This window comes from Caballeronia sp. dw_19 (genome assembly GCF_018449515.1).
In the GTDB taxonomy this organism is placed as follows: domain Bacteria; phylum Pseudomonadota; class Gammaproteobacteria; order Burkholderiales; family Burkholderiaceae; genus Caballeronia.
Genome location: NZ_JAAVUQ010000013.1, coordinates 156,832 through 180,479 on the forward strand (window position 1 = coordinate 156,832; position 23,648 = coordinate 180,479).

Consider the following 23,648-nt stretch of genomic DNA (forward strand, 5'->3'; position numbering starts at 1 on the left):
ACGAACCTGCGAGAGAGGCTCGTGCGAACAAACCGGTTCGAGAAGACATTGGTTGCCATCCGTTACCAGTCGCAAAAACTCAAACGCTTACGAGCGTTCGTTCCAGCTATCGGCATGGATGATGTTGCCGTCCTTGTACGCCCACGTGATCTTCTCGTAGCGAAGTTCGATGTTTTCCAGATGGTTATGCTTCTCGTACGACGGGTCCTTGATGTCGTGCATCTTGGGCTTCACGCTCACCACTTTCACGTTGTCGAGCTTCGTGTTGAAGTACTCTTTTTCCTTGCCGGCGTCATCGATCTTGTACCACTTGATCTCGATCGATTTGAGCGTCTGACCGCTCGTCACAGCCTTGTAAAGGTACGGCGTCGATGCGTCCGTTTCCTTCGTGAACGTGACTGCGCTGTGCACACGCGTGCCGGTCAACTTGCCGGTGTTGCCATCGGTCGGAATGTGAATGCCGTGCTCGAACGCAACCACTTCAACGCTGCCTTCGCGACCGGTAACGGTGACGGAACCCTTGACGTCCGCGCCGCCATCGTCCTTGATCCACATGTATGACGGAATTGCCATTTTCTTTCCTCTTCTAATTAAATGAGCAGGCCACATTGCCTTCATGACCCTCGGGAGGTGTCCCGTTCTTACGATCGTCACGACAGTCCGGAACGAGCGTAATTTCGACGCGACGGTTCGCAGCGCGCCCCGCCTCTGTTTCGTTGCTGGCTTTAGCGCGTGTGTCGCCATAGCCTTGAATCGCGAATCGTGTGGGGGAGATACCGGATGCGTCGGCCAGCCAGTCGCGCACCGACCCGGCCCGCGCTTCGGAGAGCAACTGATTGCTTCGCGGATCGCCCACGGAATCGGTATGACCGGCAATCAATACCCGCTTGGACGGATGCGCTTTAATCAATTCAAGCGCGCCGACCAGTACCCGGTTCGAGCCGGGGTTGAGCACGGCGCTACCACTGTTGAATAGCGACAAGCTGCTGAGTTCGATCATCGATGCCGGTGGTTCAGGCGGCTGATAAGCGGCAATCAAGGTATTGAGTACGGGAAGCAGCGGTGCCGCGCGATAGAAGCCCAGGCCGAGCCTTGGAGGCACGCCATTGCTTGCATACGCGGCGAGTTGGTCCCGGTCGCGCTTGATGATATTGAGCCCATCGACACGTGCTGCGTCCCGGCTCGCCGGGATCGCCCGATAGCGTGCCATGTCGTTGCTTACACGCTCGACCAGGTTGCGGTTCTGCCATGCAGAGGCGGCGGCCGCCGCACAAAACAGCGCAACGAGCGCAACAAACCCGTGGGCGAGCGCGCGCGGTAACGCACGATGCGTTTGTTGTGCGGCAATGCCCCTGACGAGCGGTTCCGGCAGCGGATAACGAGCGCTCGCGTCGGTTATCCCGTCCGTATTCGTAGGCAACACGAGCCCGGTTCGATCGAAGCCATACCGCGCAAGTAGTGAATTCGTCGCCGGTTGACCCTCGACTGCGATCACACCAAACGCGCGAACGTGGACTGCGCGCGTTGATCGTTGATCGTCAGAAAGCGCTGGCATCAGGGCGGCCGTCGCCCAACGTGTCACGATATCCAGCCGAGCCGCACGACGCGCGCGGGCTTCGCGGACCTCGGGAATCGCCATGCCCGCATATTGCGTAAGACGTGCCGAGATCAGCTCAGGCAATGCGGCCACGTTCACGTCATGCCCGCCTGACGTTCCGAACCACGGGCACTCGTCGGCGGTAGGACGCAGTTCGTTCGCATACACCGCGACACAAACCGGCAACGGATAACCGACCGCGCGGCCGGCTTCATCGATTGCCGAGCGCCAGCGCCGAAGGCCGCCGATCAACGTTGCCTGATCATTGGCCGCGTCTGCATCGACCAGATACGCAAGCGCGTCGGGTCCTTGACCGTCGCGCCAGCGTTTGAGCGAATCGGCGAAGTGCGCGAGGCGACTCGGATCACTTACGCGTACCCAGATCGCCGTCTCGGTCACGCGGATGGCTTCCTGACCTAACTCGCGACCGAACGCGCTGGCGACAAGCGTGCTGGTTGTCCCAACCACCAGCACGAGCGGCGTATTGCGCTTGATATCTGCGGGCAGTCCACTGAGCGCACCGTCGATCTTGCGCAGGACTTGCTGCGTCGCACCCACGCGTGCAATCATGCGCCGCGTCGCGACAACGATCGCCGCCGTCACACTCAGCACGACGAGCACGCCCGCGAATACGTTCCAGCCGATCGACCACGGTGAACACAGCACCAGCCACACAATGGCGAGCGTTGCGATCCATGCAAAGATCGATCGATACGGATAGCCGGTGGGTGAATGGATCGCCGAATGGGTCACGGTACGTCCCGTCAAACCGGAATACGCGCGATCGACGCGGTGAGCCACTGCCCCAGCGCCAGATACACGAGTCCAGCAACGAGAACAGCACCTATCACCCAGCCAAGCGGCGAGACGTTTGTGCTCCAGCGGCGCGAGGCATCCTGCGTGAGCACCACTGTACCCGAGGTATCTACACTCCCGGCTTGACCGATGCGCTGGTCGAGCGCACGCATGAGTTCCAGGCGCGCATCGGCGCCGCTCAGTGCGAACTTGCCCTTGAACCCAAGTGCGAGCACGGTGTTAAACATGTGCAACAGGGCAAGTTTAGGTCTTGGTTCCGCGAGCCGCTGCTGGATCTTGTCGATGAGTTCGTAGCCTGCATCATTGCTTTTGAATTGCTGCACCTGGAGCGGTTCGCGCTCCCATGCGTCGCGCTCCGTTCCCTTCAAATGGGCAAGGGCCGTTTCGTCCAGCAGCGCGCATTGAGCGTAAGTTGCATCTCGTACGACATCGGGAAGGTGACCTGCCGCCCTGAGTTCGCGCCCGAGCGCATCGACTTGCGCGACGCATTTCGCCCTGAACGACACGAAAGTGAGAGATGACGCGTCATCGGCAAGGCTCGCGACAGTAAACGCGGTGTCGCGAAAGGCGTTCGGTAATAGCGCTGTGTATTTGTCGGGCGAAGTAGTTATCTCGTTCATGTCGGCAGCACCGCGTAGAGTTCAAGGACGACATCGGGAATGGACGACGGCACATAGAACTGGCACGCGCGCGCCGCGATCATCCGTTTGAACGCAGGGTGAGCACTGTCGAGCGCAAAATACTGGCTTTCGATGCGAATTGGGATCGCGGCCGGCAAGCGCGACATGACGCGCAACGGAATGCCCGGCATCGCCGAATTCACGATCTGCTCGACCTCATCCGGCGCACCCGCCTTGCACAATCGCGGCAACTGTTCGAGCAACACGTGCGCCGGCAGTGACGACTGCACCGACAGGTAATAGTCGGCGCCATCGGTCAGGCGCTCGTCGTTGATCTTGCCTGCCCACATCGTGTGTTTCGGACGTTCCAGCGTAATCGGCACGACACGGGACGGAATGACGGTATCAAGCAGCACGCGAATAAGCGATTCCAGTTCCGCGAACATCGGCTCGGGCGCGTGGTGATCGTAGGCGGGAATGGCCTGCAGCGTCTCGGTGGTGGAGAACGTCAGCAAAGAGCCGGCCAGGCGCGCCAGCACACCGTAGAGCCGCTCTGGATGCTGTCGGGGCGCCGCGCACAGCCGCGCGAGGTCCGGCCAGGTGCTGTTCACGCTGTGAAGCAGCCAGAAGAGCGATACATCGGACACAGCGTAGTCGGCGATCTGATCCGAACGCTCCCGGCGACGCACCGCGAGACTCGCGCTTTTTGCGCTGAGGATCTCGGACAAACGCTTCACGCGTTCCATCAAGCGCTCGTTCGCTGACAGGAACAAACACGGCGGCACGAACGCTGGATCGAACTCGAACAATCCCTGCGTGTTGCGCAGCAGACGCCCGATCGGGCACGTGACATAACTATCCGGCGCTTCGAAGTCAAAGAGCAATGCGAGTGCGTGTCGCTCGACGCTCAGCTCCTCATGACCTTCGCCGTTGATATCGGCGACGTTCAAATATTCGCGCACGAAACGGCGCGGCCGCGCGTGACGCTCGCCTTCCTCGATGCAATTTCCGCCTTGCGCATCGATCAGGGGCAGCCCGATCGACACCACGACGCCATCGACCGTGGTCGATATGTCGCTCAGTTGACGCGGAACCGGCAAGCGATCCGCCGTCTCCGAATCGATAAACGTACCATCGGGCAAACGCACATCGATTGCGTTGAGTTGCAGTCGGTTGACGCCCAGCGCTTGCTGGTCGAATACGACGCGGCTTAAACCCCACGGATCGGCGCTGATCATTCTCGCAACCCGCTCGTCAGCGAACTGATTCCACATCGCCTGTTGCTGGAAATGCTGGGGCGTCATGAACACACCCTTGGCCCACAGCGGTCTGGTTATTTTCATTCTTTATTTTTGTGTTTCTTTTATGCGCGCAGAGAGGCGCTGCACGGTAGCAACCGTGCAGCGCGACTGACTCTATTGATGCGTTGCTTTCTAAAACCGCGAGCTAATGCTTAACGCTTCAGCTTTTCGCCTTGGGCATCTGCGAAACCAGCGATAAATTCAGATCCATGCCTTCAATCTGGAAGTGCGGCACGATGAAGAGCTTCACGCGGAAAAATCCCGGGTTGTCTTCAATGTCTTCTACCGTCACCTTCGCCTCGCGCAGCGGATGCGATGCCTGCAGCGAATCGCCCGGATCGGTCATCTCGGTGACGAGCGTCTTGATCCACGTATTCAGTTCGAGTTCGAGCACGCGCCGGTCTTTGGTCGTGCCGATGTTCTCGCGCTGAATCAGCTTCAGGTAATGCGCAATGCGCGAGAGCAGGAAGATGTACGGCAGGCGCGCGTTGACGCGGCTATTCGCCGTGGCATCCTTCGTGTCATAAATCGCCGGCTTCTGTGCCGAGTGCGCCGAGAAGAAACACGCGTGATCGTGGTTCTTGTAATACGACAGAGGAATGAAACCGAGATTGGCGAACTCGAATTCGCGCGTTTCCGGAATCAACACTTCGGTCGGGATCTTCGCCTGATTGCCCGTTCCGAGGTCATACAGGTGAATCGGCAAATCACCAACCAGACCGCCCGCTTGCGGACCGCGAATCTGCACGCACCAGCCGTTATCGATAAAGCTCTTCACCATGTTCGCCGCGAACGCGAACGAAGCGTTGGCCCAGAGATATCGGTTGTGATCCGGTCCCTTGACCGCTTCCGTGTAGTTGAATGCGCGCACGGGCACCGTATCTGGACCGTAGGGCAAACGCACGAGGAAGCGCGGCAGCGTCAAGCCGATATAGCGCGCGTCGTCCGATTCGCGGAAGCTCTTCCACTTCAGATATTCAGCACGATCAAAGTAATTGCCGATGTCACGAATGCTCGCGACCTCTTCCATCGATTCCTTGCCGAAGAACTTCGGCGCAACAGAGCCGATAAACGGCATGTGAGCAGCAGCCGAGACCTTTGAAATATTACGCAGTAACGCAATATCCTGCGGGCTGCGGTCGAACTCATAGTTCGAGATCACAGAACCAATCGGCTCGCCGCCCGGGGTGTCGTATTCCTGGATGTACGTGTGAAGATACAGGCCGCTTTGGATGATTTCCGGCGTGTCTTCGAAGTCCTGGCGCAACGCGTCCTTCGATACATCCAGCACTTCAATCTTGACGTTCTTGCGGAAGTCCGTGCCGTCGACGAGAAACTTGAGACCGCGCCATGCAGATTCGATTTGCTGGAATGTCTCGTTGTGCATGATCGCGTCGAGTTGCTCGCTAATCTTGCGATCGATGCTCGCCATGTGATGGTCGATCAGGCTCTTGTCCAGACGGTCCACGTGCTGGGACGATTCGGCGATCATATCGAGGAACACGCGCAGCGCTTGCGTTACGCGCTCGTCAGCCGACGATTCGGATAGGGAATCGGGGTTGTGAAAGGAGCCAACCGAGCGAGCGGAGGCAACCGTATTCAAATTGATCTTGTTAAAGAGATTCGCGTAGACGTTCTCTTCAACGATTGCCGTAGCGGCAACGGGTTTATCCAGGACGAGCGTTTCCGCCGCAGCCTCGTGGATGCGGGATTCGTTTTTTGCCATGATGTGTCTTCTCGATAAAACGGGTTATTGGACTGACGACGCAGCGGACAACGCAGTTGACTACGCGGCCGACGGCGCGGATTCAGCGATGCCTTGAAGCTCCGCGCGCAAGCTGGCGGACATCGTCGGGTCTAACAAGATTTTTTCGAGTTCACGGCGGAACGTGGCGTTATCCAGCAGGTTTGATTTCAGGTCGCGTAGGAGATTGCGTGCCGACATCAAAGTACGAAGTTCGGGGACGCGAGCGGCGACTCGCTCAGGGCGAAAGTCCTCCATCGACTTGAAGTCCAGGTCGACGGGCAGTTCGCTGCCGTCGCCGGCCAGTGTGTTCACCACCGATATTTTGGCTTTTGGATTCAGGTCGGCCAAAACCGAATTGAAGTTGTTTTTATTGACCGAAACCTTGACGCGCTCGCCGAGTGCCAACGTGTTTTGGCCGTTGCTGTAATCACCCATCACCAGCAGTTTTAGCGGCAGTTCAACCTTCTTCGATGCCCCGCCCGTGTGAAGGTCAAGCTTGATATTGACGCGTGCTTTAGGCACTTCATTCTGAAAACTTTCGGCCATTTTGCTTCTCCGTTTTTTGGTCTTTATTTGGTTAGCACAACCAATCTCGCGAAAAACGGTAACACGTGATTCGGATAAAAATCCACCGAAACCCTACTAGGACAAATCCGATTTTTGATTTGCGACCATTCGTTACCAAAATCACTTTCCTCTTTGCCCAGGTTCAACGATCATCCACGAGTTTGACTGTTCAGCGAACCAATGAGGTCGAACGTTTCGCGTTTTGCATCGGTACACGCCGTGCAAAACAACGCAGACGGTGACCTTGCAGAGCAAATCGAGGGCCTTAAAAAGATGGCAGAAACTGATCAGGGAGCGGGATCGCAACGCTCGTCCGGCGCACTCATAACGGGTCGGCAGGCGTATCACGTTGACGTGCCGAGCGCGACGAACGCGAAGGACCTGTCCGTGGTGTCCTATCATCTGCGCGAGGCCATGAGTGAGCCCTACGAGATCGTGGTCCAAGTGACGCACCCCGAGCAGCTCACGCGCGCTGACTTCCTCGGCCGCGATGCGCACTTCACGATCACCGCCGAAGACGGCTCGCAGCCGCGCATATACACCGGCATCCTCGTCAGTTTGATACGGACCAAGAAGACGAAGGACGAGTTTCACTACACCTTCGTCATTAAGTCGCAGATCGCACGTTTGGGCCTCGTGCACGCAAGCCGCGTGTTTCAGCACCAGAGCGGGCCGCAGGTCATCGAATCAATTCTGCTGCGCGATAAGTTCATGGACCATCAGTTTGTCTTCAAGCTGCGCCGTGACTATCCCATCCATGATTTCCGGCTGCAGTACCAGATGTCGGATCTTGACTATATTCGCCTGATCTGCGAGCAAGAAGGAATTTTCTTCTATACAGAACAAGGAAAGCATGGTGACGTGATCGTGTTCGGAGACGATATCGATCACTACGTCTATACGCCTCAGTTGAAGGTGCCGTACCGGGAGAACGCCGGGCTTGAGGCGGGGATTGAAGCGGTGTTCGCGCTGGAGACGCACGCTGAAGTGGTGCCGCAATCAGTGATGGTCGCCGACTACAACCCGCTGATTGCATGGGAGCGCTTCAAGGACGAAGCCAACGTCGCGATCAACGATACGACGACCTACGGCACACCGTATATCTACGGCACGAATCATCTGAATCAGGCTGGCGCGCAGTGGGAAGCTCAGTTGCGCCACGAGGCGGCCATTGCGTGGCAGGTGGTCTACCACGGCAAAAGCAATGTGCTGGAGTTGCGGCCGGGGCGCATTCTGCGCATCGATGAACCCCTGCCCGATGCGCCCAGTGGGCAGGTGATTATCGAGGTGACGCATTCCGGTGGCCGGGGCAAGGCTTACACCAATTCGTATAAAGCGATCCCGTCCGACCGACGTTTTCGCATGAAAATAGACGAAAGCAAGTGGCCGAAGATCAGCGGTGCGCTCAGTGCACGCGTCACGTCGCCGAACAAATACCCGTATCCGTACATCACGAAGTTCGGTCATTACACGGTTCGGCTCGACCTCGATTTCGATGCCTGGAATCCGGGTGGTGAAAGCGTGCCGCTGCGGTTGGCAAAGCCCTTCGCGGGCGGGCTGCAGACCGGCTTCCACTTCCCTGTGCTTGATGGCACGGAAGCGGTCATCATGGCCCGCGATGGCGACCCGAATAAGCTCTTCATCTCGCAGTTCCATCACACGAGTCTGCAGACCGACCTGATCACGAATCAGGATCGGTGGATGTCGCGCCACGTTATTCGTACGCAGAGCAATAACAAGCTGCGTATGGAGGACTGGAAAGGTGAGGAACATGTCAAGCTTTCGACAGAGCATTCGGGAAAGAGCCAGTTAAGTCTTGGACATCTGGTCGATAGCCAACGGCAGAAGCGCGGCGAAGGTTACGAGCTAAGGACATCGGGTTGGGGCGCGATCCGCGGCGGAAAGGGCTTGTTCATCTCCGCAGATGATCAGCCTGCGGCCAACGGCCAGCAGCTCGAAATGGCTGCTGCAAAAGGGCTGCTAGAGCAGGCGCTGAGGCAAATGCAAGGGCTTGCAGAAGCGACGCGTGCCGCGCAAGCGCTAGCGGCCAACCTTAATGAGCAAAAGGCACTTCTCAATGGAACGCTGAACGAGCTGAAAAATGCTGGAATCCTGGTGAGCGCACCAAATGGCATTGCCTTAGCGTCGGGCACACATTTGCAGTTGTCTGCAAGTCTCAATCTCATTGCGACCGCCGGTGGCAACGCTGATATCGGTGTGGTCAAGCGTTTTACGGTGGCTGCTGGCGAAGCCATATCAATGTGCGCACATAAGCTTGGGATGAAGCTATTCGCGGCGAAGGGAAAAGTCGAAATTCAAGCGCAGAGCGACGCCTTGGACCTCCTCGCAGACAAGCACTTATGTGTGGCGAGCGTTAGCGAGGACGTGTTGATAGCAGGATGCAAGAAGGTCGTCATGGCAAGCGGCGGCGCCAGCATCAAGATTGAGAACGGTAGTGTCGAGATCTCCTGTCCGGGTGACTTCAGGATCAAGGCTGCGTCCTTCACCTTCGATGGACCCGATAGTTTCGAAGCTCCGCTGCCCACGTTGCCCGACAGCACCTTGAAGATAACCACGTCATATACCACTTCGCGCTAAGACCATGATCATCAGCCCTCCGTTCCTGCCTGAAAGCGGCGCAAGCACGCCGAGTACGACTGTGATTGATCCAATGATGGATGCAGCCGACAAACTCGAACTCGCCCACGGCATTTATCCACTTGCAATGGATCGTCGCCGGCACATGGGCGTGCATTTGTCTCCGGTCCTGCTCAACGAAAAGGTGCGCGCGATTGCCGATGGCGACGTCGTCGCTTACCGGGTGTGCCAGCACGCCATCGAAGGCAGTCCTGGTTCAGCCGACAGCAGCGCGGGTTTCGTTTTGCTCAAGCACTCGACAGAAACGGGCGATGGCCGCGTACTGGCGTTCTATTCGCTGTATATGCATTTGCTGGAGTTTGATCGGTATAAGGACTACGGAACCTCGCAGAGCATTCTGCCGGCATTCATGCAGGTTTGCTCGCCTGGACCAGATATGGAGCCGCCCGTCGCGCCTCCGGCGCAATCAGGGACGGCCGGCCAGAGGGTCTATCGCAAGGACGTCCTCGGGCTAACGGGAAAATGTCATGGTCAACGCCATGTGCACTTCGAAATCTTTATGACGAAGCATGACTTCGATGCCTATTTTGACGCGACGCCGTTGGGGAAAACGCAACTCACCACGCCCACAAAACCCGACTGCTGGGGCAGTACCTATTACGTCATCAATGACGCACACGCCTTTTTTCGCGTGCCGGTCAACGACGCCATGGATCGCAATAACAAGTTGCACGGCATCGCGTTCCCACCGCTGACTGATGGGAGTTTGCCGGCAAACCACACGCTGTATGTCGAGGCTTACTTCCATCTTGGTCAGCGCTGTACCCGTTCGTGGCTCGATAAGGGTGACGGTCATCCCATCCGGCTGACCGGCTCTCCTGTGACTGATTCGACGAGTGACTACGAATACGATCTCTACAAGCGAGCAACTGCGCTTTATCCGACCTGTCCCAGTGACGGCTACGAGATGCTCAGGTTTGGCCGGATACTCGGCACGCCGGCCAAGTTGCAGGATCCAGCCAGCCGTACAACGTGGATATCCGTCGTGTTCGACGAAGAGGGTACGCAGGGCTATGTGAATATCGCTGAAGAAACGATCCAGAAACTGTCCGATGCCGATTTTCCATTCTTTACTGGATGGAAGAAACTCAGTGCAGGTGAAGGGCCTTTCGATGCTGATGGTTTGTGCGATATCAATTCGTTGAAAACATTGCTAGGCGACGTCGAGGCGGAATCTGTTGTGTCCGATGGGAGCGTCGAGGGCACGGCCAATGCCAACGAGCGCGTCAAAGAAGAACAACTTATCGCTTACGTGACATCACATGCCGATGCGCGCACGCAATTGCGCGGCTTTGTGTGCGAAGCGCCGAGCGAATGGGACGGCGCAAACCACGAGGCGCGGTACGCCAAGCTCAAGCAACCCGGTGAGTTCTACCGGAACAATCCCGACGGGTATACGGACTTCATGCGTCTGTTGGATCAGTTTCAATTCTGGGATAGCACGAAGCTGCCACCTGGTGAAAAACTGTGGTTCTTCCATCCGCTTGAGTTCATTCGCCATTTCAGGAAATGTGGGTGGTTGAGTTTGGACGAGTACGCAATGACGTTTCCCCGGCACATGTTTTACACACAGACGGGAAATCCTCGGCTTGCGATTACTGAATCGAACCCAACGTACTCAATCGGAAAACTAGAAGCAGGCGGCCGGATTGCCGCCCATGCGGTCGCGCTAAATAAATGTATTGGGAAATATTTGGGGAACAGCAAGCAGCGAATCACCATCTTCCTCGCTCAGGTGCTTTTAGAAACGGCTCAATGGAGAAATCTCACCGGAGCAAAAAGACTCATGCACGAATGGGGCTTTGGTCAGTATTCGACCGCTAACCCTGCGACCAAATACTACGGCCCCTTCTACGGCCGCGGGATCATGCAATTGACTTGGGCCGGAAATTATAAGCAATATGGTGAATTCCGATCACTACCCAGCAATACCGGCGCGTACACCGAACGTCTCTCGGGCGTGCCTCCGCGAATAACGCCAACGTCACGTCACTATACTGCGAATCCTAGCGACGGAGGGCATCTAGTACCGTGGTTTCCGCGGTACGATCCTGATTCGGTCGGCGAAGAGATTGATAAAGCGTGTGATTCTGGTGGATTTTATTGGGTATCCAAACCGTTCTCAGAGGGAATTAATATCAGCAGGGTTTCTGACAGACCATATTCTGCCTCTAACATTGGCTTCATTAACCGCCTGGTCAATGGTGGCGGTAATGGATATTATGAGAGGCAAGCGTATTCTTTGTATATTCATATGAGACTGTCTGACGTCATCGATGGCACTTTAGACGCACTGGTTGCGCCGCCATCGCCTAAAAATCGCATCCGCGTAAATTTCGATTCGCCCGAGTGAGAAATGATGAAAATATGTCGTACTTTAAGGATCATATTAATCCTATTTTTATTTCACGACTCATGGGCATTGGCAACTACACTTGAATTCTCACCGGACCCGAAAATTCGTGTATTCCTGTCGATTAACGGAAATACACTCTCCTACAGAATAGTTGGACAACACGTAGTTGTTGATCAAATAGTATTTGAAACTGAAAAGAAAATTCATTTAGAAATTGAAGATTACAATTTTAGCGGGAAAAAAAATATTTCGGTCTGGTATATTGACGATGGAATGGGCACTACTACAATTCACAGAGTTTTCCTGTATTCGATCAAAAAGAAAAATTTTGTTGAATATTTTCCCGTATGCGGAGATCAATTTATTAACTTAATAGTTGATAAAAAAACGAAGACTTTGAGAAGCACTTACTTTGCAGACAACATACCAAAACTGTGCTCTTCTCGGCTACCCAGGAAGGTAAATTGATTTTTGCATTTTAACCAGCGTAGGCGCCATCACTGCCAGATGAACATAGCCGGAGCGTGACAATTTGCTAAGCATCTTGTCGTCGTTACTTATTTCCATAAATTAATCAGTCGATCCACCATAAAACCGGCGTGACTCAAATAGCCGGAACGTTGAGCCCGTCTTTCGGTCGGTCAGTGGCGCCTGTGGCTGGCGCACGTCAGCATATTTGTTACACATATTTATATGTGTAACAAACGAAGCATGCCCACGACGGGTGGACTGGTGCGTCAAACGGAGAATAAGCAATGATTCGTAACGTCATCGTATTAACTGCATTGCTCTCGAGTGCGATTGCCCATGCGCAATCGTCAGTTGATGCTGTTCCTCTCAGCGGTTATGGAATGAACGTTGCTAGTCCAAAAGTGAAGGAGCAATGTGGCTTGTCGATAAGCACTCCCGTTTTGAAAAGTATCTCTGATCAAATTATCGGATTTGGTTGTACAGGCTCTTTTGAAAACGGTGAGCGCGCCGTCATGGAAATGGATTTTCAATATGATCCGAATTTCGATACCCGAGGTGGCGGTAACATTAGCTTTGTGGTCGAAAAAATCGGTCTCTATAAAAAAATAGCTGCTGGGGGGGACAGCGTGTTTCAGTTGAAGCCCGGCGATAAAGTGCCGACCCTAGCGTCAGACTTCGCATACAAAAAATCAAACTGTGGCAACCCGGTAACCAAAACACGTGTAATGCCTATTCAAGGCGCCAACTGGCGCGGCTGGATCGCAGAGGAGACGTTCGCTAAAGCACGTGGCAGTTGCAAACCAGCTAAGGAATATACGTCCAGTTATCGCTGCATCCATGTCATGGTTGGAAATACCAGCATGAATGCGCAACTAGATGGCGTGTGTCTTCTACGCAAGCGTGAATTGACCTTGAAACATGGGTTCAGTTACGACCTTTTTATGAATATGCTCAGGACGCTCCGTTTCACCGATGAATGATTTGAGAAAAATTGCAGCGTGGATTTCACTGATTTCTTTGGCTGCGTTGCTGCTCTTCGGTTCCGCGATGGCGCATGAATCGCAGACTGACTACCGCGCCGGCGGTAATCATTTGGATGTAACAAGCAACGGAAAATTGCATACGTGCTTGTTGGACAGAAAAATTGGTATTGCAGTAGAAAGCTTCGACAAATCAGCAGTAATGGTCTCCGATCGAGGGTATGTATCCACAGCGGCATTGAATCGATGTACGTCCGACATCCCCGTACATGTTTCGCTGATTCCGTCGGGTGTTGGAGTTCTCGCTGATATAAATTTGAGGAAACGTTTATATGTTTCCGTCGATTTTGTAAGTGTGCAACCTTTCACATATTTAGCTACGGTTGCTCGCCTAAACAGCTCACGTAATATGGTTACTTTGGACGGAGCATACATTTCCGGAAAAAAATTATCCGAATCGCAAAGATATTCATTCGGAAGTTCTGGCGACGCGGGTTCTGCTGTGATTTCACCCGATGGTAGGTATGTAGCTCCATCAGGGAAAATAAATTGTGGTCCGTACGGAAGTCCTGGAGTATGGGATATAGCAAAGAACAAGCGCGTTGTAACGGACGATGATTCGTGTTCTGCTTTGTTTGAAGTTAAAGGAAATAAATGAAGAACCCCATCCGCGTCGGTGACGCACTGGAAAACGGCGGCCGCGTGACAAGCGGTTCCCCGGACATGGATTTCGCGGGTCGCCGTATCGCTCGCAAAGGCGACTCAGCCCTTTGCGACCAGCATGGTGAGACGACCATCGCCGAAGGCCATTCGTTTTTCAACGACAAAGGCAAACCAATCGCCTTGCATCATCATCGATGCGTGTGCGGTTGCCGTCTGCTCTCATCCCTCCACAACGTGAACATCGCTTAAACGTGCCGGTCGACCTCACTCCTGGCGGTCCGCCCAGCCAATATCCTAAGCGCCGGCTGAGCCGTGTGTGGTGGATTGTGATCTGGGCGTTGTTCTGTTCGATTGGTGCTGGTCTTGCCCTTCTTTTGTGGCCCACTGCGATGCCGGCGCAAGGCGCCCGGTTCTGGTTTTGCGTTATAGGTGCGCCCAATGCAGCGTTCCTGATGGTCCTCGGCTGTGCGCGGGCAACGTACGAGACTACATATCTACGTGCGCTTTATCGCAATCAGCATCGTCAAAAATGGCGTCGTGCGCGCATTGCTCACGCGCAAAGGCCGCTCTACGTATTAGCGCACGCTTATTATCTGCCGCTGGCCGATGGCACTCTGGCGACCACGATCGTCGCGGGTAAAACAGTCATGACAACACAGTCGCCACGGAACGGGGCCGGACATATTCTCCACTCCCGCTTGACAGATATCGAACCGATCGCCGAACCCGGCCCCGACGACGAAAACGACTCCTTCAACGGGGATAGCGCGGTCGATACCGCCCGTCCGCCGACAGTTGCACAAGCGAAACCGGACGGCTTCCACCACGTTGTCACGAACGTGCTTACGCCTCTTGTAGATACGCTTTACACGCTTTCGCGACTTGGGAAGAAGTACACGCCCGTCGTACGTCTCGCTACCGCCGATGCCAACACCGCAGCGATACGCCTAGACCATGTTCGCAAAGCGCTGTCTCAACTCGGTTTACCATCGATCGAATGCGATGTCGCAGCGTCCAACAAGGGATTGACGCTCATCGATGACTGGCTCGATGAAGGAGAAAAACAGCCCCTGCTGGTGATAGCAGCTGAGTGGTACGACACTCCGCCACCATCAGGAAGCACAGAGGGCGGTGTCGCGATGTTATTTGGGGTGGATGCGTCGATCGGTTCTCTTACTGCGGTCGGCACGATGCATCGGCCCGTGATGACGAACCTCGATATCCAAAGCAGCGCAATTCAGGCGCTTGCGACAGCTGCGCTTTGGGGTCACGCGCCTCCTCCGGAAGTCCGTCACGCGTGGGTAAGCGGCCTTGATTCAAACTACGATCAACCGCTTGCAGCCGCGCTTAAAGGTGCATCGTTTTCAGGTCTTGCTGACTCGTCCGCCATACATGAACCGGACCGGATCATTGGTCACATCAGTTCAGGGGCTGCTTGGCTTGCCATCGCAGCAGCCCTCGAATCAGAGGTTGAAGGTCCGCAACTTATTCTCGATCAAACCCAGACGGTCCAATCGGCCATCCTCTACGCGCATCCGTCCCTTAAGCATGAAAATCGAGCCGAACTTGAAGAACATTAAAGAGCTGTCGCATCCCGATCCAGTCGATCAGCCCGTTTCTGACGTGCCGAAAATTGGGGTTTGGGGCATTGCGCTAGTGGTCGCCGTGCTTGCCTGTCTTGCACTATGCGTCGTCTGGTTCGCTAGCAACTGGGTACACATCTCTCGTCTTGAAGAGAAGCAGGTCGCCACGCTTTGGATCCTTGCTACTGCCTCAGTGCTTTTCCTGCTCACCCTATTTGGCTCGCGTACCGGCGCGTTCTACGCTGCCGGCGCCGTTTTCGGTGCGCAAACCGGAGTTACAGCGGCGTCGCCGACGGTCAGCGGCGATGGAACGATGCACGAGCTTCGTGAGCAACTCAGTTCGGAATTGGGCTGGCGTTGGCGCTATCGCCGCCCGTGGTTACTGTTGACTGGCGATGACCCAACCATTGGACGGATACTGCCCGCCGCTACCGCCCATAGATGGCTCATCACGGACGATGCAGTGCTTCTTTGGAACAAGACTGGCCCCGATAGCCGACCAGATGACGATTGGCTTCGAGAGCTATATAAGCTTCGCCGCAATCGCCCGATTGATGCGGTGGTACTTGTTCTAGATGGCAGTACCGATCTGACGCTGCAACGGCGCAGCACGAATGCGCACAGCGTGACCCTTTCGCGCATCGCCAACGTGCTGCATTGGTCTGCGCCGGTGTACGTGCTCGATGTCGCTAAAACGGATGCCTTCAACAACGGTCGCACAGCCTTACTCGGGTGTGAATTCGCGCCTGACGCCAACGAGCGTTCGATCGAATCGAGCTTGCTTGAGTTGCGTAGCCGTATCGGGCATATGAGCGTTGGGCAATTGATTCGGAGCTTTAAAGACCGGTACAGTAATCAACTGTCGCAACGACTCGATACACGTAGCGCGCCGCTCGCCGCGTTGATCGCGTCATTGGCAAATCGCAAGGCGCGGCATCAATCCGTGAGCGGTGCGTTCTTCGCACCTTTTCCGGTTGCCGTTGATGCAGGCGTGGTCGTCGATTCAAACGCGCTCACCAGCGCCGATCTGCCGCTATGGAACCACCTGGCGACAATCGTACGCAAGCAACGTGGCCGACGTATGGGCTGGCATCCGATCACTGTGTTCTCGACCATCGCACTGACCGTCATCGGCCTATGGATCGCGGGCATGGTGCTGTCAGGCATGACGAATGGCCGTGACCTGATCGAAGCACGGCAGACGATCCAAACGTTCAAGAACGCACCCGATCCCGCTGCACGTTTGCAAGCGTTGCTCGCGCTGCAACAGCAGATCGGCCGCTATGAGCCGCGTGTGACCCATCAGCCGCCGTTGTGGAGTCGCTTCGGCCTAAATCAGGACACATCGGTCGTTGCCGCGCTCTGGGCGCCCTATGCCGCCGCGAGCCAATCGATCTTGATCACACCCATCCAGCAAAACCTTGAAGCGACGCTGGTCGACCTCAGCCAGATGCAAACTGATTCACTCGACGACCACGCCAACGCTGCCGCTTTGGACGGTCATAAAGCACTCAAGACGTACTTGATGCTCGCCGATCCAAGCCGTGTCGACGCAGGGTTCATCACTCCGCAACTCATGCATTACTGGAGCACGAACGCAAACGTTTCCGTCGGCGCGAAGCTGGATATCTCTGAACGACTGGCGGGGTTCTATGCGCAACACCTGAAAGCCCACGACGCATGGCGCATCCAGCCGCGTGCCGAACTGGTGAACGCATCGCGTCAGACGTTGTTGTCGGTGATCGGCACGCGTAATTCCGAGGACACGGTTTATCAGAGCGTGTTGGCAGGAGTCGGCAACAAGTACCCGGACCAGACGCTTGCATCACTTACGGCAGGCACCGATACGCGCGGACTCATCCGTACGAGCGTCACCGTTCCGGGCGTCTACACGCGGCAAGCGTACGAGGGCTACGTCGCAGCGGCCATCACTGAAGCCGCCAAGAGCCGCGATATCACGCGCGATTGGGTGCTCGCCAACAATGACCCATCCGCGAGCCCCGTTGACCCTGCGCAAGCCTCATCAACCGATGCGCTCGAACTCGCCCTCACCACGCAGTATTTCAACGATTACGCCGAACACTGGCAGGCGTTCATGAACGCGCTGCAGTGGCGATCCGCGCCGAATATCCCTGCTGCCATCGAACAGATGAAACTGCTCGCCGATGCGCGTCAATCGCCGGTTATCGCGTTGATGAAGTCACTCGACTACCAAGGCACGGCGGGTATGCGTCAGGCGTCGTTGTCGGACACGTTGGTCGCCAAGGCGCAGAATATCTTTGGCAAGAAAGATGATCCGCAAGCAGCAGCAATCGCCAGCGACGCGGGACCGCTATCGGCGTCGTTCGGACCCGTGCTTCGCTTGATCGGACAGATCAGTGAAACGTCAACACCTAAAGGCGCCATACCGCCAAGCGATGTCAGCCTGCAGCGCTACCTCGAACGCGTCACCGCGCTTCGACTGAAACTCCAGCAACTGAGCAACGGCACCGATGGCGACGCCCAAGCCCGCCAACTCGCGCAAGCGCTCTTCCAGGGCAAGGGCTCAGAACTCGCCGATACCCAAGCGTACGCGCAACTCATCGCCGCGAGCCTCGGCGCGCAATGGTCCGGCATGGGCGACGCACTCTTCGTGCGCCCCGTCGCGCAAGCCACGCAGATCGTGTTGCAACCGGCGCAGGCAAGTCTGAACGATGCATGGCGACAATCGATCGTCGCGAACTGGAACAGGTCATTTGCGGGTCGTTATCCATTCGATAACACCGACAACGACGCATCCATTCCAGAGCTGGCCCGCTTTCTCAGACCGCAAGGCGGATTGATATCGGCGTTCCTGAGCTTGCAACTTGCAGGTGTGCTGGAATTGCAGGGCGACCAGTGGGTGGAAACCAACACGCGCGGTGGCGCATTGCAATTCGATCCCGCTTTCCTCAAAGCGGTGAATACGCTGCAGCGCATCGCGGGGCATTTGCTCGCACAAGGCGAGCCGCAGTATCGCTTCGAGTTCAAGCCGATTCCGACGCCGGGCATTACTGACACCGTTTTGACCATCGATGCGCAGAAGCTGCACTACTACAACCAGCGCGAGACGTGGCAAGGTCTGGTCTGGCCGTCGAACGACCCCGAGACCAAAGGTACGCGTTTGCAATGGCAGACCGAACAGGCCGGCACGAACAAGAACTTCGAGTTCGGCGGCCGGTGGGCACTCGTGCGGATGCTCGAACGCGCGAAAGTCGAGCCGATGGACAGCGCGACGTTCCAGCTTACCTGGCAGGCAGCGCCCGACACGCGAATGATGCGCGTGGCCGCGCTCGCGTCACCGGGCGCGGTTTCATCGACTTCACCGGCTGCGCAAAAGCCAACACACCGCCCCGCTGACGACTGGAACGGTTCAGCGCAGGAGCAAAGCGCATCGACCGAACACCCGGTACTCGATAGCCTCGTCACGCAGGAACCGCTCACCGCAGCACCCGCCAACCTGACTTACCCGCTGAGCTATCTGATGCGCACGGATGTTGGTAAAGGACCGCTCGAACTGCTCGCATTGAAGGGATTTGTTTTACCGAACCGTATGTTCATCGACAAACCGGCACGCGTGGCGAACATCGGTGCGTCCGCCAGCCCGCCGCCGTTGCCTAATGCCGCCCGTGAGGCCGCCAAACACGCCGTCACGCCGCTGCCTGACCTTGCTCGGGACGCCGCCCTATGAATTCCTTCGTATCGCCACAGGCCGCTGTTCCCGCCATCACGACCGTCCTATCGCCAGGAGCCCGCACCGCATGATCACCTTCTCGAAGCTCCTCAACGCGCTCTTCGGCACACGTACACCGTCCGACCTCGCCCGCTCTTCGCAATCGCAATGGGACGCGTGGCTGCAGCCAATCATCGAGCTGCACCCGGGCGATGTCGCGACCGAGGCCGCGCACGTCGGCGAAGACCCCGGTTATGACGACGGTTTCCTCGCGATCAAGGAGCAAGTGGCGAAATTGTCGGACGTCAATGACACGCTCATTATCGAAACCGCTGAACGGCTTCTGAAGGATTCGGCGAAGGACGCGCGCGTGGCTGTTTATTACGTCTATGGCCGCATGCGCCGCGATGACGCCCAAGGTGTGGCCGAAGGCTTTGAACTGTTGTCGGCGCTGATTGATCGTTTCGATATGGACTTGCTCCCGGCACGAGCAGAAACGCGCAAGTCCGCGCTCGAATGGCTCGCGGGCGCAACCTTCGCTGACCGGCTTGATCGCGTGCAGGGGCTCACCGGGGATTTGCTGGAGCGTGCGTTGTCGGCACTGGCGCTCATCACCGAGCGCACCGCCGAGTGGCCGGACAACGCGCGGCCGCAACTCAGCGGGTTGTATCGGCGCTTTGAGGGGCGGATTGAATCGCCGAGTGCTGCGGACAACTTGCCGAAAGCCTCTCCGTTTGGGGTAAGCACAGCCGCGATACCGCCCTCATCGACTGAAGTGTCATCAACGCGCGACCTGCTCGACCGTGCCCGTCAAATGGCAACGTTCCTGCGCGAACAACCACAAGGGTATCTCGCCGCCTATCGCCTGATGCGCTGCATCCGATGGGACACGCTCACCGAAGTGCCACCGTGCGACCCCACGAGCAAGACGCGCCTGGTTCCCCCACGCGCCGAACTTCGCGCGCAACTCAAGCGTTTGCTGATGCAAAAACAATGGCTCGAACTGCTCGATCGCGTCGAACTCGCGTTCGCTGAAGGCGCGAACCACTTCTGGCTCGACCTGCAATATTACGCATTCGTTGGACAAGAACAGGCGGGCGGCGAATACGCGCCCGTGCGTGATCTGGCGGCAACCGACTGCGCGCTGATGCTCGAACGCCTGCCCGGTTTCCACTTGCTGTCTTTCTCCGATGGTTCGCCTTTCGCCGACGACTCCACACTCGAATGGATCGCCCGCTACGCGACCGTTCGGGACATCGATCGCGGTGAAATCGTGATCCCTGTCGCCGCGCAATCGGCCAGCACGGACTGGGCTGAAACCGAAGCGAAAGCCAATTCGCTTGCCATACAAGAAGGCCTCGATTCCGCTTTCTCGTGGCTGCAACGTTTGCCCGCGCAGGACGGCGATCGTGATCGATTCGTCAGGCAGTTGGTCATGGCGCGCGTCGCCGAGCGAGCCGAACGTCCGGACACGGCGCTGCACCTTTTATCGAGCGTGGATACCGCAGCGCGCCGCTTCGAGTTGGCGCTATGGGAACCCTCGCTCGCGTTCGAAGCCAAGCAGCACCTGATGCGGCTGCTCAAAGTCCGTATGACGCGCAAGGACGCCGACAAACCCGCACTTGCTCAGCGCATCGAGACGTTGATCGGCGAGATGACCGTGATCGATGCTGCCCGCGCCGTTGCACTCGACTAGCCCATACAAGACCTTCAAAAACCCACCCCGTGACCAAGCCCTCGAACAGTCCCAACGACAACGACGTCCTGCGCTACTACGAAGCCGAAATGCGCTATCTGCGCGAGGCCGGTAAGGAGTTCGCGCAAGCCTTCCCTGACCGCGCGAAGATGCTCAACATTGACCGGATCGGGGACCGCGATCCGCACGTCGAACGCCTGTTCGAAGGCTTTGCGTTTCTCGTCGGCCGACTGCGCCAGAAGCTCGACGACGAACTGCCGGAGCTCACAGAAGGTCTCGTCAGCATGCTCTGGCCGCATTATCTTCGGATGATTCCGTCGCTGTCGATACTCGAAGTCACGCCCACGGAAGGTTCGCTGCAAAGCCATGAAGTGCTCGCAGCAGGCCTTGAAGTGCTGGCCGATCCGATTCCCGTCGATGACGAGCGCGTCGAGTGCGTCTATCGCACCACGCAAGCGGTCGACTTGTATCCCGTCAAGCTCACCGAAGCGAACGCTTACTCACGCGAAGACGGCCGCTCGGTGATCAGGCTCAGACTGCAATTGCAGCCGCAGATACCGCGCGCGCAGATGCACATACCGCGTCTGCGGCTTTACCTGAATGCGGATCGACCGGTTGCACTTAGCCTTTACACCGCATTGACCGCAGCCCCGCTCGCGGTTCATGTTCGCATTCCGGGTTATCCCGAGGACCGGCCGGGACTGCCGCAAACCATGCAAGGGCTGCGCGTGGAGGCGGCCGGATTCAAGGCTGACGAACGCCTGTGGCCCAAAGCCGATAATGCGTTCGGTGGCTATCAACTGCTGCTTGAATATTTCACGTTCCCCGAGAAGTTCATGTTCGTGGATCTCGTGGGGCTCGACGTGCAATCGATTCCCCAAGCCGCCCCGTACTTCGATGTGGAAATCGTTCTTGCCCAGCCCTACCCGGATGACATGCGCTTCACAGCAGAAAACGTCCGGCTCTTCTGCACGCCGATCATCAATCTGTTCACGATCCAGGCTGACCCACTCACGGTCTCGCATTTCGAAACGGAGTATCGAGTGCATACGGTGAAGGCACGAGGTGATTTTGTGGAGGCGTATTCGGTCGATTCCGTCGTCGGCTTCGAAACGTCCAACGGTACGCGTTTCGAGTACGCGCCATTTGCGTCGTTCCGCCATCGCGGCGGCATGTTGCGCCATGAGATGCCCGAGCGATATTTCCATACGCGTTCACGGCGGGGACCCTCAGGACGATTCGACACGTGGGTTGTATTAGGCGGCCATGCGTGGGAAGGCGAGACCACGCTGCCCGAGGAAACACTATCACTGACGGTGACCGGCACCAACGGCATGCTGCCACGCAAGGGCCTGCGCGAAGCAAGTATCAACCGCACGCGCGGCGGCTTTACGAACGTGGCATCGGTGAGAAACCTCACCGCGCCGACCTTGCCAGTTTATCCGCCGACAGGTGACCGCTTTCATTGGCGCGTGCTTTCGCATCTCGCCCCGAACTATCTGTCTCTACTCGATGCAGAAATCCTGCGCGGCAGTCTTGCGCTTTACGACTGGACCGATGGCGAACTGAACCGGCGGCGTATCGATGCAATTATCGACGTCAAGCATCGCCCCCTGCAAAAGCTCGTCAAGGGCGGCTTGCTCCGCGGCGTGGAAATCGAAGTGACGCTCAACAGCGACAAGTTCGCGGGCGATGGCGATCTCGCGTTGTTCGGCGAAATGCTCAATCGCTTCCTCGCGTTGTACGCGACGATGAATATCTATACGAAGCTGGTGGTCATTTCGTTGCCGAGTGGACGCCGGATAACGTGGCCCGATAACAAAGCCGAGGGCGCACCGTTTTGAACGCGCCCCATCGAGAATTTCCGGTGCTTGACGAGCGTGCGGAGCGTGCGCTGCTGACCGCTTTGCTGCACGACGCGACGCGCATGAACTTCATGCGCTTTTGCGAATTGATTGAACTCGCCGCGCCGAATCTGCCGTCGCTCGGCTCAACAGACTCGCTAAAAAACGAGCCGGTACGTTTTCGCTCGCGTGCTCGACTCGGGTTTCCAGGCAGGGAAATCGATGCGGTTGAATTCGACTACGACGATGCGTTGAAACCACCCGCGATCCGTACGACGTTTCTGGGGCTATACGGCGTCGACGCGCGCATGCCGTCGTATTTCATCGATGAAGTCGCGCAGAACCGTGACGGCGCTGAATCGCTGTCTGGGTTTCTTGACATGTTTCATCACAGGATTGCGACGCAGTTTTATCGGACGTGGCGCAAGTATCGGTTTCCAGCGGGGTTTAAAAAAGGTGGTGACGATGATGTCTCGCGCTGCCTGCTCAGTCTCGTCGGATTGGGGATCGGACATCCGGCGATCGAGCAGACGGTCGGCACACGCAAACTGCTTTCAATGCTGGGACTCGCCAGCCAGCGCACTCGCACGGCCGAGGGGCTTGCCGGCGTGTTGCAACACGCTGTGCCCGACGCGACGATTACGGTTACGGAGTTTCATCCGGTATGGATTCAGTTAAACCAGTTTGAGCCAACTGCGCTGGGTGAGAACTGCGTGCTGGGGCGTGGCTTCTACGATCGAGGCAATTGTGCGCGGGTCGTGATCGCACCAACGACAACCGAATCGGTGTTGGGCCTGACGCCTGGACATGAGGTACATGCTGAAATCATGGCGCTGCTGCGCTTTTATCTTGGCTACGAAGCGAACGCGCATCTGGAAATGCACGTCTCGCCGGACTTGATGCCGAGAGCGGATATCGCTTCCGATCAGGTTCGCCTTGGCTACACAAGCCAGCTGCAGCAGGTCAAGCGACCCTACGAAACGGGTGCAATCACGCGTGTGCAACTCGGCACGTGGGACGGTCGAACCGCGAACACACGTACAACACATTAAAACAAT

The 23,648-nt window shown here is 56.8% G+C and carries 16 protein-coding genes; 10 read left to right on the top strand and 6 right to left on the bottom strand.

Annotated features, from left to right (window positions below; all coding sequences use genetic code 11):
• Nucleotides 1-87: 87 nt before the first annotated feature.
• The 6 genes from HB376_RS19310 to tssB all read right to left on the bottom strand — a co-directional run bounded on the left by HB376_RS19310 (nucleotide 88) and on the right by tssB (nucleotide 6,627).
• Nucleotides 88-573: an Hcp family type VI secretion system effector gene (locus tag HB376_RS19310; protein WP_213765267.1), complete on the bottom strand. Its 486-nt coding sequence runs from the start codon at nucleotides 571-573 to the stop codon at nucleotides 88-90.
• A gap of 13 nt (nucleotides 574-586) precedes the next feature.
• Nucleotides 587-2,398, bottom strand: coding sequence for an OmpA family protein (locus tag HB376_RS19315; protein WP_346730528.1), 1,812 nt, complete (start codon nucleotides 2,396-2,398; stop codon nucleotides 587-589).
• Entirely contained in the window at nucleotides 2,362-3,033 is a 672-nt protein-coding gene (locus HB376_RS19320; protein WP_213765268.1) for a DotU/TssL family secretion system protein, read from the bottom strand. Before HB376_RS19320 ends, HB376_RS19315 begins: the two co-directional genes overlap by 37 nt.
• Nucleotides 3,030-4,376, bottom strand: a complete 1,347-nt coding sequence (gene tssK / locus HB376_RS19325) for a type VI secretion system baseplate subunit TssK (RefSeq protein ID WP_213765269.1) — start codon at nucleotides 4,374-4,376, stop codon at nucleotides 3,030-3,032. The genes HB376_RS19320 and tssK overlap by 4 nt, the downstream gene beginning before the upstream one ends.
• Nucleotides 4,377-4,494: 118 nt before the next feature.
• The gene (tssC, locus tag HB376_RS19330) at nucleotides 4,495-6,060 is read right to left on the bottom strand and encodes a type VI secretion system contractile sheath large subunit (protein WP_213765270.1); all 1,566 of its coding nucleotides are present in this window, start codon (nucleotides 6,058-6,060) and stop codon (nucleotides 4,495-4,497) included.
• A gap of 60 nt (nucleotides 6,061-6,120) precedes the next feature.
• A complete protein-coding gene (gene tssB / locus HB376_RS19335) occupies nucleotides 6,121-6,627 on the bottom strand; it encodes a type VI secretion system contractile sheath small subunit (RefSeq protein WP_213765271.1) in 507 nt (168 codons plus the stop codon).
• A 294-nt stretch (nucleotides 6,628-6,921) separates the two neighbouring features.
• On the opposite strand from tssB, the gene vgrG reads away from it, so the two are divergent.
• From vgrG to tssG, 10 genes are all read left to right on the top strand, one after another.
• On the top strand, nucleotides 6,922-9,246 hold the full coding sequence (gene vgrG / locus HB376_RS19340) for a type VI secretion system Vgr family protein (protein WP_213765272.1): 2,325 nt from the start codon (nucleotides 6,922-6,924) through the stop codon (nucleotides 9,244-9,246).
• A 4-nt stretch (nucleotides 9,247-9,250) separates the two neighbouring features.
• A complete protein-coding gene (locus HB376_RS19345; RefSeq protein WP_213765273.1) occupies nucleotides 9,251-11,659 on the top strand; it encodes a peptidase M23 in 2,409 nt (802 codons plus the stop codon).
• 758 nt (nucleotides 11,660-12,417) lie between these two features.
• Nucleotides 12,418-13,113, top strand: a complete 696-nt coding sequence (locus HB376_RS19350) for a hypothetical protein (RefSeq protein ID WP_213765274.1) — start codon at nucleotides 12,418-12,420, stop codon at nucleotides 13,111-13,113.
• The gene (locus tag HB376_RS19355) at nucleotides 13,106-13,771 is read left to right on the top strand and encodes a hypothetical protein (protein ID WP_213765275.1); all 666 of its coding nucleotides are present in this window, start codon (nucleotides 13,106-13,108) and stop codon (nucleotides 13,769-13,771) included. The genes HB376_RS19350 and HB376_RS19355 overlap by 8 nt, the downstream gene beginning before the upstream one ends.
• Nucleotides 13,768-14,025, top strand: coding sequence for a PAAR domain-containing protein (locus HB376_RS19360; RefSeq protein ID WP_213765276.1), 258 nt, complete (start codon nucleotides 13,768-13,770; stop codon nucleotides 14,023-14,025). Before HB376_RS19355 ends, HB376_RS19360 begins: the two co-directional genes overlap by 4 nt.
• A 2-nt stretch (nucleotides 14,026-14,027) precedes the next feature.
• On the top strand, nucleotides 14,028-15,356 hold the full coding sequence (locus HB376_RS19365) for a hypothetical protein (RefSeq protein WP_213765277.1): 1,329 nt from the start codon (nucleotides 14,028-14,030) through the stop codon (nucleotides 15,354-15,356).
• Complete coding sequence (locus tag HB376_RS19370; protein WP_213765278.1) at nucleotides 15,343-19,068, top strand: ImcF-related family protein; 3,726 nt, start codon at nucleotides 15,343-15,345, stop codon at nucleotides 19,066-19,068. Before HB376_RS19365 ends, HB376_RS19370 begins: the two co-directional genes overlap by 14 nt.
• A gap of 70 nt (nucleotides 19,069-19,138) precedes the next feature.
• On the top strand, nucleotides 19,139-20,746 hold the full coding sequence (tssA, locus tag HB376_RS19375; RefSeq protein ID WP_213765279.1) for a type VI secretion system protein TssA: 1,608 nt from the start codon (nucleotides 19,139-19,141) through the stop codon (nucleotides 20,744-20,746).
• A 29-nt stretch (nucleotides 20,747-20,775) separates the two neighbouring features.
• Nucleotides 20,776-22,590, top strand: a complete 1,815-nt coding sequence (tssF, locus tag HB376_RS19380) for a type VI secretion system baseplate subunit TssF (RefSeq protein WP_346730529.1) — start codon at nucleotides 20,776-20,778, stop codon at nucleotides 22,588-22,590.
• A gap of 83 nt (nucleotides 22,591-22,673) precedes the next feature.
• Nucleotides 22,674-23,642, top strand: a complete 969-nt coding sequence (gene tssG / locus HB376_RS19385) for a type VI secretion system baseplate subunit TssG (protein ID WP_213765303.1) — start codon at nucleotides 22,674-22,676, stop codon at nucleotides 23,640-23,642.
• Nucleotides 23,643-23,648: the final 6 nt, after the last annotated feature.

What these genes read in the sequence shown, in the direction of transcription:
- HB376_RS19310 (WP_213765267.1), bottom strand. Translation starts at nt 573, where the DNA reads ATGGCAATTCCGTCATACATGTGGATCAAGGACGATGGCGGCGCGGAC.
- HB376_RS19320 (WP_213765268.1), bottom strand. Translation starts at nt 3,033, where the DNA reads ATGAACGAGATAACTACTTCGCCCGACAAATACACAGCGCTATTACCG.
- tssK (WP_213765269.1), bottom strand. Translation starts at nt 4,376, where the DNA reads ATGAAAATAACCAGACCGCTGTGGGCCAAGGGTGTGTTCATGACGCCC.
- tssC (WP_213765270.1), bottom strand. Translation starts at nt 6,060, where the DNA reads ATGGCAAAAAACGAATCCCGCATCCACGAGGCTGCGGCGGAAACGCTC.
- tssB (WP_213765271.1), bottom strand. Translation starts at nt 6,627, where the DNA reads ATGGCCGAAAGTTTTCAGAATGAAGTGCCTAAAGCACGCGTCAATATC.
- vgrG (WP_213765272.1), top strand. Translation starts at nt 6,922, where the DNA reads ATGGCAGAAACTGATCAGGGAGCGGGATCGCAACGCTCGTCCGGCGCA.
- HB376_RS19345 (WP_213765273.1), top strand. Translation starts at nt 9,251, where the DNA reads ATGATCATCAGCCCTCCGTTCCTGCCTGAAAGCGGCGCAAGCACGCCG.
- HB376_RS19350 (WP_213765274.1), top strand. Translation starts at nt 12,418, where the DNA reads ATGATTCGTAACGTCATCGTATTAACTGCATTGCTCTCGAGTGCGATT.
- HB376_RS19355 (WP_213765275.1), top strand. Translation starts at nt 13,106, where the DNA reads ATGAATGATTTGAGAAAAATTGCAGCGTGGATTTCACTGATTTCTTTG.
- HB376_RS19360 (WP_213765276.1), top strand. Translation starts at nt 13,768, where the DNA reads ATGAAGAACCCCATCCGCGTCGGTGACGCACTGGAAAACGGCGGCCGC.
- tssA (WP_213765279.1), top strand. Translation starts at nt 19,139, where the DNA reads ATGATCACCTTCTCGAAGCTCCTCAACGCGCTCTTCGGCACACGTACA.
- tssG (WP_213765303.1), top strand. Translation starts at nt 22,674, where the DNA reads ATGAACTTCATGCGCTTTTGCGAATTGATTGAACTCGCCGCGCCGAAT.